Source organism: Bacteroides sp. AF25-38AC, assembly GCF_003602995.1.
Classification (GTDB): Bacteria; Bacteroidota; Bacteroidia; order Bacteroidales; family Bacteroidaceae; genus Bacteroides; species Bacteroides uniformis.
The window spans coordinates 21,218-33,851 of record NZ_QTMD01000041.1; the positions used below are offsets into that span (position 1 = coordinate 21,218).

General features: G+C 46.8%; 9 protein-coding genes and 1 other RNA gene. 9 read left to right on the top strand and 1 reads right to left on the bottom strand.

Features of this window, described 5'->3' with window-relative positions:
* Positions 1–27: 27 nt before the first annotated feature.
* Positions 28–441: RNase P RNA component class A (gene rnpB / locus DWY55_RS19635), an RNA gene on the bottom strand.
* Between the two features lie 200 nt (positions 442–641).
* Here rnpB and DWY55_RS19640 point away from each other — a divergent pair.
* From DWY55_RS19640 to DWY55_RS19680, 9 genes are all read left to right on the top strand, one after another.
* The gene (locus DWY55_RS19640; RefSeq protein ID WP_008664811.1) at positions 642–1,847 is read left to right on the top strand and encodes an NlpC/P60 family protein; all 1,206 of its coding nucleotides are present in this window, start codon (positions 642–644) and stop codon (positions 1,845–1,847) included.
* A 131-nt stretch (positions 1,848–1,978) separates the two neighbouring features.
* Positions 1,979–3,151, top strand: a complete 1,173-nt coding sequence (locus DWY55_RS19645; protein ID WP_008664809.1) for a dipeptide epimerase — start codon at positions 1,979–1,981, stop codon at positions 3,149–3,151.
* Positions 3,148–4,482, top strand: coding sequence for a transglutaminase-like domain-containing protein (locus DWY55_RS19650; RefSeq protein WP_005831285.1), 1,335 nt, complete (start codon positions 3,148–3,150; stop codon positions 4,480–4,482). The genes DWY55_RS19645 and DWY55_RS19650 overlap by 4 nt, the downstream gene beginning before the upstream one ends.
* Before the next feature lie 347 nt (positions 4,483–4,829).
* A complete protein-coding gene (locus DWY55_RS19655; RefSeq protein ID WP_005831283.1) occupies positions 4,830–6,359 on the top strand; it encodes a Do family serine endopeptidase in 1,530 nt (509 codons plus the stop codon).
* A 192-nt stretch (positions 6,360–6,551) separates the two neighbouring features.
* Positions 6,552–7,412, top strand: coding sequence for an RNA polymerase sigma factor RpoD/SigA (locus tag DWY55_RS19660; RefSeq protein ID WP_002561589.1), 861 nt, complete (start codon positions 6,552–6,554; stop codon positions 7,410–7,412).
* A gap of 120 nt (positions 7,413–7,532) precedes the next feature.
* Entirely contained in the window at positions 7,533–7,931 is a 399-nt protein-coding gene (locus DWY55_RS19665) for a hypothetical protein (RefSeq protein WP_005831279.1), read from the top strand.
* Positions 7,932–7,941: 10 nt separating this feature from the next.
* Positions 7,942–9,156 (top strand): clostripain-related cysteine peptidase, encoded by a 1,215-nt coding sequence (locus DWY55_RS19670; RefSeq protein WP_005831277.1) that lies wholly within the window; start codon positions 7,942–7,944, stop codon positions 9,154–9,156.
* 178 nt (positions 9,157–9,334) lie between these two features.
* A complete protein-coding gene (locus DWY55_RS19675) occupies positions 9,335–11,809 on the top strand; it encodes an FAD-dependent oxidoreductase (RefSeq protein ID WP_034526071.1) in 2,475 nt (824 codons plus the stop codon).
* A gap of 11 nt (positions 11,810–11,820) precedes the next feature.
* On the top strand, positions 11,821–12,177 hold the full coding sequence (locus DWY55_RS19680) for a MarR family transcriptional regulator (protein WP_005831273.1): 357 nt from the start codon (positions 11,821–11,823) through the stop codon (positions 12,175–12,177).
* Positions 12,178–12,634 lie beyond the last annotated feature (457 nt).

Consider the following 12,634-nt stretch of genomic DNA (forward strand, 5'->3'; position numbering starts at 1 on the left):
ATTATCTCGATTATCCATTGTCAATAAAAAAGCAGTCAGTCTGTAAGCCGGGTTCTGTTCTTCTGTTTCTGAAAAAGCCTAATTAGGAATTATCCATTCTTCATTATCCATTCTCCATTAAAGAAGTGTCTGTCATTTATCTGAGCCGCATGTCACCATACAAGCTTTAGCGGTCTACCCTCCGACATGGAGCGAGCAACTCTCATAACGTCGGTTTACATGACCTTACAACTCCCAAGACGCACAGCCCTTGTGTCGCCACAAGACTGGTAGGCTCTTACCCCACCTTCTCACCCTTACCGTAGCCCAAGGGCGACGGCGGTTATTTTCTTCTACGTTACTCTACCCTCACGGACAGCTTTCTGTTAGGAAGTGGGACGCTCTGTGTTGCCCGGACTTTCCTCATACGCACGAGGCGCAAGCGACAGACCGACCAACTGCTTTATAGGGTACAAAGATACGGAATATTAATGAAGAATGAAGAATGAAGGATGAAGAATTTGTTGTGCAGTGTGCGGATGCAGTACGGATGAATCCTTCATTCTTCATTCTTTACCCTTAATTATCTTAAAAACATGTATCTATTTCGGAATAAATTCGTAGCTTTGCTATTAGTAATAACCCCCAAATCCTTTTGGCCAATGAAAAAGTTATCCTCTCTTTTTTCTTTATTTCTGTTAATCCCGCTTTTTGCTGTCGCTTCGGAAGTGGGTGACCGTACAATACCTGCAGAAGTGGCGCAACTCGCTGACAGTTTGAAACAAAAGTTTGCACCGGACAAGCGCGTGGCTTTGTTCGATGTGGATTACTCTTTCTCCGGAAAGAATGTGATGTTGCGTGGTGTCACCACTTCGGCAGAGGCAAAGACGGCTTTGCTGGATGGTTTGGCAAAGAAAGGATATGCGGTGATGGATTGTCTGCAAGTGCTTCCGGATGAGGCCGGACTTGAAGGCAAGACGTATGGCATTGTCAATGTGTCTGTGTGCAATCTTCGGGTAGCCCCGGATTTCTCTTCAGAAATGATGACGCAAGGCTTGATGGGTATGCCGGTGCGGGTGTTGCAGCGCGACGGCTGGTACCGTATCCAGACACCGGACAACTACATTGCATGGGTACACCGAGTAGGCATACATCCCGTCACGCGGGAAGAGCTGACCGCTTGGAGCAATGCAGAGAAAATAGTGGTGACTTCGCATTATGGCTTTGTCTACTCACAGCCCAGCCAGGCATCGCAGACCGTCTCTGATGTTGCTGCAGGAAACCGCCTGAAGTGGGAGGGGACAAAAGGTGCCTTTTATAAGGTGGCTTATCCCGACGGCCGTCAGGGATATATCTCCAAATCCATCTCCATGCCTGAGAAGAAATGGCGTGCCACCTTGAAGCAGGATGCCGCCAGCATTATAGCCACGGCGCATAGCATGATGGGCATCCCTTATCTTTGGGCTGGCACTTCCTCCAAAGGGGTGGATTGTAGCGGCTTCATGCGCACCGTTCTTTTCATGCACGACATCATCATTCCGCGGGATGCTTCCCAGCAGGCATACGTGGGCGAGCATATCGATATCACTCCTGATTTCAGTAACCTCCAGCCGGGCGATTTGATTTTCTTCGGGCGCAAGGCGACGCCGGAACGCAAGGAACGTGTGGTACATGTCGGCATGTATATCGGCAACAAGCGTTTCATCCATTCGCAAGGCGATGTGCGCGTCAATAGCTTCAGCCCCGACGACGAGCTGTTCGATGAATACAACCTCGGTAGACTGTTGTTCGCTACGCGCGTGTTACCTTATATAAATAAGGAGGCGTCGCTCAATACAACGGAAACGAATCCATTTTATTCAATGTAATAATGTGCTAATGTGCCAATATGCCAATGACCTGCGGCGTGACGGTGCAAACATAACGTAGCATATACATAGCGCAGCCCATTGGCACATTAGCCCATTAGCATATTGGCACATTTAATACACACACAATTATGTCAAACAGAAGAGATTTCCTGAAAACCGCCGCTTTTGCCGCACTCGGCTCAGGCATGGCAATCAATCATGTATTTGCCGGAGGAAATGACGCTCCTTCCTTGTTCAACGTGAACAGTAGGGCAGGTGTAACCCCCAAAATGAAACTGCGTTTCTTCCCCTATGAACTGAAATTGCGCCATGTCTTTACAGTGGCCACCTACTCGCGTACTACCACTCCCGACGTTCAAGTCGAGATAGAATATGATGGCATTATCGGTTATGGTGAAGCCTCCATGCCCCCGTACCTGCAACACGAACTAGGCACGATGGACAGTGTACTGGCTTTTCTGAAGAAGGTGCAGGATGTTATCGGCCAATTCTCAGACCCCTTTCAGCTGGAAGATATACTGGCTTATATAGACAGCCTCTCGGCAGGGGATTCCGCTGCTAAAACTGCTGTGGACATCGCCTTGCACGACCTTGTGGGCAAACTGTTGCAAGCCCCTTGGTATAAGATATGGGGGTTGGACAAGGAAAAGACTCCCTCTACAACTTTCACCATCGGTATTGATACGGCCGACGTGGTGCGTGAAAAGACGAAAGAGTGTGCCGACCAGTTCAATATCCTTAAAGTGAAGCTGGGGCGGGAGAACGACAAGGAAATGATAGAGACCATCCGTTCGGTGACGGACCTTCCGATTGCCATTGATGCCAACCAGGGTTGGAAGGACAAACATCATGCGCTCGATATGATACATTGGCTGCACGAAAAAGGAATTGTCATGATAGAGCAACCGATGCCCAAGGAACAACTGGACGATATTGCATGGGTCACCCAGCAAAGCCCGTTGCCCATATTTGCCGATGAGTCCATTCAGCGTCTGAAGGATGTGGCAGGCTTGAAGGGTGCCTTTACGGGCATCAACATCAAGCTGATGAAGTGTACCGGCATGCGCGAAGCCTGGAAGATGGTGACTTTGGCACGTGCATTGGACATGAAAGTGATGGTAGGATGTATGACCGAGACCTCTTGTGCCATTACCGCTGCCTCCCAATTCTCTCCGGCAGTGGACTTTGCCGACTTGGACGGTAGTCTGCTGATTGCGAACGACCGTTTCAAGGGTATGGAGGTTGTGAAAGGTAAGATAACGTTGCCCGATTTGCCGGGTATTGGAGTGGTGAAGTTATGAGAAAGCTATTGTATACCGTCGCTCTGTTTGTGATGGCTTCTGCATGCAGCACGAAGCCCGAGAGCAAGCCCTATAATTGGGAGGACGACCTGTACCAACGTCTGCTTACGGATTTCTGTATGACGGAATCCCAGGTGAAGGACTATATCCGCAAGTATATTCCCGACGTGACCGATGAGCAGATGCGCCAGTGGGAAGCCTCCAAAGCTTTGGAGTGCATGATGCTGGATGGAGAGAAACGCTATTTCCGCAATGCCGGACCTAATCTGTTTCGTGTGGACTCCACTTGCTATGACATCAAGATAGCCAAGGAAGGCACTTCGCCGAGTGGCAGCGAGAAAGTGAATATGGAGAACCTGCCCGAAATCATTTCTGCTGTGAAGAAAGAGGGCAAGGCCATTGTTGCGCCGAAGCGCATGCGCGTCACCTACACGTTGACCGTAGATACCAATGCCGTGCCTGCCGGGAAAATCATCCGTTGCTGGTTACCCTATCCCCGTCAGGACCAGGCCCGGCAGCAGGATGTCAAGTTCATTTCGGCCAGCGAACCGCAATACACCTTTTCGTCGCCCGAGTGCCGTCACAGTACATTGTACATGGAGAAACGTGCTGTCGAAGGCGAACCGACCGTATTCTCCGAAACCTTTGAGTTTACCGCCAACGGCGAATGGCATAATCTGAAGCCGGAAGATGTGCAGCCCTATGATACGACGACCGCCCTTTATAAGGAATATACTGCCGAGCGTGAGAAGCATATCGTCTTTTCCCCGCGCTTGCGCGAACTTGCTGCCAAATTGACAGCCGGTGAAACCAACCCCTACCTGAAAGCCAAACGTATCTTCCGTTGGGTGAATGACAACTTCCCGTGGGCTTCTGCACGCGAATATTCCACCATTGAGAATATCCCGGAATATGTGTTGGACAACCGTCACGGAGACTGTGGCCAAGTCAGCCTGCTGTTCATTACGCTTTGCCGCATCAGTGGTATTCCCGCACATTTCCAGAGCGGCTTCATGATGCATCCCCGTGCATGGAATCTGCACGATTGGGCAGAAGTCTACTTCGAGGGTGTGGGTTGGGTGCCTGTCGACCAGTCATTCGGCATTCCTGCCTTTGCCCGCAATGCCGACGAAGAATATTTCTTCCTGGGTGGTATAGACTCTTGGCGCATGATTGTGAACACTGATTACGGCATGCCGCTACAGCCCGAAAAGCAGTATCCCCGCAGCGAGACCGTCGACTTCCAGCGTGGCGAGGTGGAGTGGGAGGGAGGTAACCTCTACTTCCCGCAGTGGGGCTACCACATGGACATTGATTACTTGAATTATTAAGGTGCTATCTGCCCTCTAAAAACAGATGATGCGTTCAGCCCGAACACATCATCTGTTTGGTATAAACGCATCATCTGTTTACCCCAAATGCATCATCCGTTTCGGCCGCAACGGGTGATGCGTCTTTTTATACCCTATCTGTCAGTTCTTTAACAGTCAGCAATCGTACATAAATGCTAATTTGTCAGTCTTTGCCGTTAACCGCTGTTAAGCCCTAAATATCCTCTGTTAAAAGAGAACAAAAAAGAGTGACAAGCGGAATAACTGAACGTTTTTTGTCGTTATTTTAACGTCGTAATGTTAAACGAAACTTGAATATTAACAATTTAAAGAATAGGAAGAATAGTATGAAACAGACAACAAAAAACATCCTTGGAGTTGCGGCTATCGTGCTCCTGAGCTCTGGAGTGGCTGGATTGACCACTTATAAGATGCTGAATAAGGAAAAGCCTGCCGCATTCAGCGAGTTGTTCCAACAGAACCCCAATAATCTGCTACCGGCGGCTTTCCATGCAACGGATGCCCAGCCAGTGGATTTGACACAAGCAGCGGAGAGTTCGCTCCATGCTGTAGTGCATATACGTGCCACTCAGTTGAGTAAGACCCAGACGGTACAAGAACAGCCGGATATTTTTGACTTCTTCTTTGGAGACGGTCGTGGACGCCAGCGCCAGATACAGACCCAGCCGCGTGTAGGTTTCGGTTCGGGTGTCATCATCTCCAAAGACGGATATATTGTGACGAACAATCACGTGGTGGAAGGTGCTGATGAAATCACTGTGAAACTGAATGACGACCGTGAGCTGAAAGGACGCATCATCGGTACTGACCCCAGCACGGACTTGGCATTGATTAAGATTGAAGGGGATGACTTTCCGACAATTCCGGTTGGTGACTCCGACCAGTTGAAGGTGGGAGAATGGGTATTGGCAGTAGGTAATCCGTTCAACCTGAACTCTACCGTAACAGCTGGTATCGTCAGTGCAAAAGCCCGTTCCATTGGCTCTTCTGCCTCCAATGGACAAGCTGCAAACATCCAGTCTTTCATTCAGACGGATGCTGCCATCAACCAAGGTAATAGTGGTGGTGCGTTGGTGAATGCCAAAGGCGAGCTGGTTGGTATCAATGCCATGCTTTACTCACCCACGGGTGCTTATTCCGGCTATGGTTTTGCCATCCCTACCAGCATTATGACAAAGGTGGTAGCCGACTTGAAACAGTTTGGTACCGTGCAGCGCGCGCTCCTTGGCATCAAGGGTAGTGATTTGAGCACAGACCTGCAGATGGACGAACGCTGGACCGAAGAACTGAAGAAGAAGGCCGACGAACTTGGTGTGAAAGAGGGTATCTATGTGGCCGAAGTTGTTGAAGGTGGTTCCGCTGCCGGCATCTTGAAGGAAAATGATGTAATCATAGCATTGAACGGCAAGAAGATTCACAAGTTCTCGGATTTGCAGGAAATGCTGGCAAAACACCGTCCGGGCGACAAAGTGAAGGTAACAGTGGTTCGTGACAAGAAGGAAAAGGAATTCGAAATCACGCTGAAGAATGAGCAAGGCACTACGAAGGTAGTGAAGGATGCCGGAATGGAAATCTTGGGTGCAGCCTTCAAGCCCGTATCTTCCGAGCTGAAGAAGCAGTTGAACCTGGGTTACGGTCTGGAAGTTACCGGGGTTACCAATGGCAAGATGGCCGATGCAGGTATCCGCAAGGGCTTCATCATTCTGAAAGCCAACGGAGTGCCGATGAAGACGGTAGACGATTTGGAAAAGGCGATGAAAGAGGCAAGAAAGTCTCCTGAGCAAGGTTTGTTCATCACCGGTATGTTCCCGTCAGGAAAACGTGCAATGTATGCCGTTGATTTGACTCAAGAATAAAAAATAGGGATAGTTAGGTAAGAAGATTGTAATATTAGCTAACAATAGCGAAAAAGGGGGTGTCGGTACAATACATACCGGCATCCTTTTTGTTATATAGGATAAGATATAAATAAGGTGAAAAAGTTGGGATGAAATTATTGTAACAAAATAATTTGTCGTACCTTTGCAACCCAAATCTGTATTATAAGAATGAGACAACTTAAAATTACAAAAAGTATCACTAACAGAGAGAGCGCTTCTCTTGACAAGTATTTGCAGGAAATCGGTCGCGAAGACCTCATTACTGTTGAAGAGGAAGTGGAGCTCGCTCAGCGCATCCGCAAGGGTGACCGTGTTGCACTGGAGAAATTGACACGTGCCAATCTGCGTTTCGTTGTATCTGTGGCCAAGCAGTACCAAAACCAAGGTTTGAGTTTGCCCGACTTGATTAACGAGGGTAATTTAGGACTGATCAAGGCTGCCGAAAAGTTCGATGAAACACGTGGTTTCAAGTTCATCAGTTATGCAGTATGGTGGATACGTCAGTCCATTCTGCAGGCTTTGGCAGAGCAGTCGCGTATTGTACGTCTTCCGTTGAACCAGGTAGGTTCGCTGAATAAAATCAGCAAGGCCTTCTCCAAGTTCGAGCAGGAAAACGAACGTCGTCCGTCTCCTGAAGAGCTTGCCGATGAACTGGAAATCCCTGTTGACAAAATCTCTGATACGCTGAAGGTGTCCGGCCGTCACATTTCGGTGGACGCACCTTTTGTAGAAGGAGAGGACAACAGCTTGCTCGATGTACTGGTCAACGATGACTCCCCTATGGCTGACCGCTCTTTGGTGAACGAGTCTCTTGCGAGGGAAATTGATAGAGCTCTTTCTACGTTAACCGATAGGGAAAAAGAAATCATACAGATGTTTTTCGGTATCGGACAGCAGGAAATGACATTAGAGGAAATCGGCGACAAATTCGGCTTGACCCGTGAGCGTGTGCGTCAGATTAAGGAAAAAGCAATCAGAAGATTAAGACAAAGTAATCGTAGTAAATTGCTCAAATCTTATTTGGGATAAATAAGAAATATCAGTTTCCGACAAATAGAAGGAATTAAAAACCGTACGTCTTTAGTAGGCGTGCGGTTTTTTTTATATCTTTGCCCCATTGATAATTCATAACTTATAACTCATAACTCAATGAAATACGTTCGTATACTTTGTGCCGTAGCTTTGGTTTTTGCGTTGTGTTCGGCTTTTACAATGAAAGATAAGGAAAAGGCTGTATATGCTTTTGGGGTGGCGGCTTCTTTCAATGACTCCATCGTATATTATACAGACATCCAGGTATTGGACAGCGTAGAGCTGGATAAGAATGGATTCTTGCCCAAGCGTGATTTATACACTTACCAGCTTAAGAACTATCTGGAGTACAATCTGAAGAAACCTGATTATACTTGCATGATTTATTTCGCTGAAAACAAGAAAAAGTTGGAAAAAGAGGCTGTAAAGGTAAAAGGCAAGTATAAAAAGAGTAAGAATATGGTTTTGCAGGTGGTGAAGCCTGAGGCTTTCACATTTGCAAAACCGCAGGAATAAGATTTCAAGTATGAAAACAAAACTATATCTTCTTTTTTTCTTCGTTTTCCCCTTGTTCATGTCGGCGTGTCGTGGTGATGACCCGATACCTGATCCTCCGGTTGATGGGAAACGTACTGTGCTGGTATATATGGCAGCGGATAATAGTATAAATCCATTGGCTAGCTTTACGGATGGGGATTTGGAGGAATTGAAAGCTGGGATGGCTTCAATTGATAATACATCTGATATGCATTTATTGGTGTATATAGATACGGGATTTCCTCGTTTGATTGAAATTGAAAATAAAGGTGGTACTGTTGTTGAAACAATAGTCAAAGAATACGAAGATAGAAATTCGTGCGGAGTCGCTGAGACGCAAGAGGTATTCAATGATGTGTTTGGGAATTCTTTATATAAAGCGGAAAGTTATGGTTTGATTTATTGGTCGCATGGGGAAGGATGGATACCTACTCCATTGCCTTCTACTCGCTGGATAGGAAATGATAAGACTGGAGGAGGGCATTATATGAATATTGAGGACTTGAAGTTAGTATTACAGAACGCTCCTCATTTTGATTTTATTATGTTTGATGCTTGCTTTATGCAGTCGGTGGAAGTCGCGTATGAGTTGCGTGATTGTTGCGATTACTATATTGGTTTCCCTGCTGAGAATCCTGGTCCTGGTGCTGCCTATGATAGAATGTTTCCATTTATATTTCAGAAAGGTGCAGCGGTAGAAATGGCTATTGGGACTTTTGCTGCTTATGATGAAATTTATACTGGAAAAATAGGAAGTAATAGCAATTGGACAATGGGCACTGCTATAGATGTGCTGAAATCTTCTGAGCTTGAGAACTTAGCTGCTGCTACAGCAAATGCTTTGTCGGGAGTGACAGCAGATAGAGAAGTTCTTCGGTCATCGGTCTTTGATTATGATCAGCGTAAAGTAGGATCGTCTTATTATGTAGGCTATTATGATTTCGTAGAAATGATGGAAAAACTCGTTGTGGATGAAGTTGCCTTGGATGAATGGAAGCAAGCATATGATGCAGCTTCTGTCTGTTGGAAAAAAACGCCGATGATTTATTCGATGTCTGTTGGTATGTTCTCCATGAAGCGGGCAAATGGGGTTAGCCATTATATACCTTCCACTGCCACTTCTGCTGCTGCTCAAGCTGCTAATGCCGCTTATCGTTCTACCTTATGGTATAGTGCTGTCGGTCTTGCTCGGCTTGGTTGGTAAGCTTATAAAAACTTGCATACTGAACGGATTATTATAGGTGTAAAAACTTGTAATAATCCGTTTTTTTATGCCTATTCTTATTAAAAATGAGTCTTTTAATAATATTTTCCTTTGGAAATTATGTTTTATTGAAAATAATTATTTTCTTTGCATCGTCAAACTTAAAAAACGAAGAATTATGAAATATGTAATCATTGGCGGTGTAGCAGGTGGAGCCACGGCAGCCGCCCGACTGAGAAGAGTGGACGAAATGGCTGAAATCCTTTTATTGGAGAAAGGCCCTTACATCTCGTATGCTAATTGTGGTTTACCTTATTATATAGGTGGAGTGATAGCAGAGCGCGAGAAGCTGTTGGTACAGACACCCGAATCTTTCGGCAAGCGCTTCCGCATTGATGTGCGTGTGCAGAATGAAGTAATCGCCATCCATCCCAAAAACAAGACCGTTACCATACGCAATGTGGAAGGCAAGGAGTACGACGAAAGCTATGACAAACTTTTGCTTTCTCCCGGTGCCAACCCCGTGAAGCCCCCCTTGGAAGGCATTAATTCCGAAGGCATCTTCACGTTGCGCAATGTAGAAGATACCGACCATATCAAGGCTTATATCTCGGACAAGCAGGTGAAACGCGCCGTGGTGGTAGGTGCCGGTTTCATCGGATTGGAAATGGCGGAGAACCTGCATCATGCCGGTGTTCATGTGTCTGTAGTCGAAATGGGTAATCAGGTGATGGCGCCTATCGACTTCTCTATGGCGGCACCTATTCATCAGCATTTGTTGCAGAAAGGCGTCTCTCTCTATCTGGAAGAAGGAGTAACCCATTTCAAACGTACGGACAACGGAATCACCGTATTCCTGAAAAGCGGAAAGGCCATTCCTGCCGATATGGTGTTACTCTCCATCGGTGTGCGTCCTGCCACTGCATTGGCGCAACAAGCCGGCTTGAAACTGGGCGAGATGGGCGGTATCTGGGTAGACGAACACTTGGAGACTTCCGAAAAAGACATCTATGCTGTGGGCGATGCCATCGAATATCCTCATCCGCTGACCGGAAAGCCCTGGCTCAATTATCTGGCAAATCCTGCCAACCGCCAGGGACGTATCGTTGCTGATAATATGGTGTTTGGCAATACTGTTTCCTACGAAGGAGCTATCGGCACCTCCATTGCCAAAGTATTCGACATGACGGTAGCCTCTACGGGCCTTGCAGCCAAACGCTTGAAGCAGTGGGGCATGGAATATCAAAGCTCGGTGACTCACTCGGCATCTCATGCCGGTTACTATCCGGATGCCCTACCTTTGACCTTGAAACTGACTTTCCATCCCAAAACCGGTAAACTCTATGGTGCGCAATGTATCGGTTACGAGGGAGTGGACAAGCGAATCGACCAGATAGCCGGACTCATCAAGCGGGGTGGCACAGTCTACGATTTGATGGAGACGGAGCACACGTATGCGCCTCCTTTCTCCTCGGCCAAAGACCCCATCGCTATTGGCGGCTATGTAGCATCGAACATTATCAGCGGTGCAATGCCCGTCATCTCTTGGCGCGAGCTGGTGGAAGAGAAGGATAAAGTGATGCTGATAGATACCCGTACGCCCGAGGAATTCTCTTTCGGCACCATTCCGGGAGCCGTCAATATTCCGTTGGACGAAATGCGCGAGCATTTGGCAGAGATACCTACAGACAAGCCGGTAGTGCTTTTCTGTGCTGTGGGTCTGCGCGGTTATCTGTCCCTGCGCATCCTGATGGGGTGCGGCTATCGCAATGTGCGCAATCTGATAGGTGGTTATAAGACCTACTCCACGGCAACAGCACCTCTGCCGTCTCCATCTGCTCCGGCAGGCGGCGGCTCTTCTTCTTCTTCGGTAGAGGCTGCTACTGATGATGTTCCTGCGGATGCATCAGTGTCCAAGAAGGAAACGTTGAAGATAAATGCTTGCGGTTTGCAATGTCCGGGACCTATCATGCAGGTGAAAAAGGCGATGGATAGCATTGCTGTGGGCGAGCGTGTGGAGATTGTGGCAACCGATGCCGGTTTTGCACGCGATGCTTCTGCCTGGTGTGATACGACGGGAAATAAATTGATAGAGAAGCATGACGAGAAAGGACGCTATACGGTAGTCATCGAGAAAGGTGCTCCGGCTTGTACATCTGCTTCCAATGTTTCCGCAGCCGGGGGTAGGGGAAAGACGCTGATTCTGTTCAGTGACGACCTGGACAAAGCGCTGGCAACCTTCGTACTAGCAAACGGAGCAGCGGCAACGGGACAGAAAGTAACCATTTTCTTCACCTTCTGGGGACTGAACGTCTTGAAGAAAGTGCAGAAACCCAGTGTGCAGAAGGACTTCTTCGGCAAGATGTTCGGCATGATGCTGCCGTCCAGCTCTTTGAAACTGAAGTTGTCGCAGATGAATATGTTTGGCATGGGCAGCCGCATGATGCGCTTCTTGATGAAGCGCAAGGGAGTGGATTCTTTGGAGTCGTTGCGCTCGCAGGCATTGGCGCAGGGAGTGGAATTCATTGCTTGCCAGATGTCTATGGATATGATGGGCATCCAGCACGAAGAACTTCTGGATGAAGTAACCATCGGCGGCGTGGCTACCTATATGGAACGTGCGGACAAGGCAAATGTGAACTTATTTATATAGGAGGACAAGATATGGAGACTTTATGTAAAATCCGTGATGTTTATCGGGCTATTGCCGAGTTCGAGGTGCAGTTTACGCAGATGTATGATTTATCGCTGAATGAAGGAATGCTGTTGTGCACGCTGCTCAATACTCCTAAGCTTACCTCCAGTGAGATAGCCGAGGCACTGGGTTTGTCTGCCTCCAACACTTCAAAGGTCATTCGCTCTGTCGAGGGAAAGAAGCTCATTACCCGTCTGATAGGTAAGGAAGATAAGCGTCAGATGCGTTTTTCTCTTACGACAGAAGGCAAGAACCGGATTTCGGATATTAAGAATGCTACTTTCGAATTGTCGGGGTTGTTGCAGCAGGTAGTTAGCCTCGTATAGTTTTGTGTAAAAGCGAATTAATATCGTGTTTGCAGGAAGTTAATATCCTGCGGACACGATATTTGTTTTTTGTAGGACACGTTATTAACTTCTTGCACGACATGTTGTTAGTATCGTGTATTGCATGCTATAAATTGTTTGTATCTGTTCATGTATACTGTTTTTGTTTTGCTTGAATAAACTGTGTAATTGCTTGTAACACAGAAAGATGGAGGAGATGCTGGAGGAGTTTTTTTAACGTTCGTTTAATGAACGTCTATTTTTAAGAAAATAAGTAGAGGCATAAAAGTTAAAAAGGAACAAAACTTTAAGATGTTAAATATTAGATTTATATTATTGTAAATCAATACATTAATATGAAATAAAAATTACTTTGGAAATATTTTTATTAAACATTTTCATTAGTGTCCCGTTAAAATGGGACGAGTTAAACAATTAATCAAATAGCCCCGGAATA

Excerpts from the sequence above, each read along its gene's own strand:
- DWY55_RS19640 (WP_008664811.1), top strand. The coding sequence starts at position 642 with ATGAAAAAGTTATCCTCTCTTTTTTCTTTATTTCTGTTAATCCCGCTT.
- DWY55_RS19645 (WP_008664809.1), top strand. The coding sequence starts at position 1,979 with ATGTCAAACAGAAGAGATTTCCTGAAAACCGCCGCTTTTGCCGCACTC.
- DWY55_RS19675 (WP_034526071.1), top strand. The coding sequence starts at position 9,335 with ATGAAATATGTAATCATTGGCGGTGTAGCAGGTGGAGCCACGGCAGCC.
- DWY55_RS19660 (WP_002561589.1), top strand. The coding sequence starts at position 6,552 with ATGAGACAACTTAAAATTACAAAAAGTATCACTAACAGAGAGAGCGCT.
- DWY55_RS19650 (WP_005831285.1), top strand. The coding sequence starts at position 3,148 with ATGAGAAAGCTATTGTATACCGTCGCTCTGTTTGTGATGGCTTCTGCA.
- DWY55_RS19665 (WP_005831279.1), top strand. The coding sequence starts at position 7,533 with ATGAAATACGTTCGTATACTTTGTGCCGTAGCTTTGGTTTTTGCGTTG.
- DWY55_RS19655 (WP_005831283.1), top strand. The coding sequence starts at position 4,830 with ATGAAACAGACAACAAAAAACATCCTTGGAGTTGCGGCTATCGTGCTC.
- DWY55_RS19680 (WP_005831273.1), top strand. The coding sequence starts at position 11,821 with ATGGAGACTTTATGTAAAATCCGTGATGTTTATCGGGCTATTGCCGAG.
- DWY55_RS19670 (WP_005831277.1), top strand. The coding sequence starts at position 7,942 with ATGAAAACAAAACTATATCTTCTTTTTTTCTTCGTTTTCCCCTTGTTC.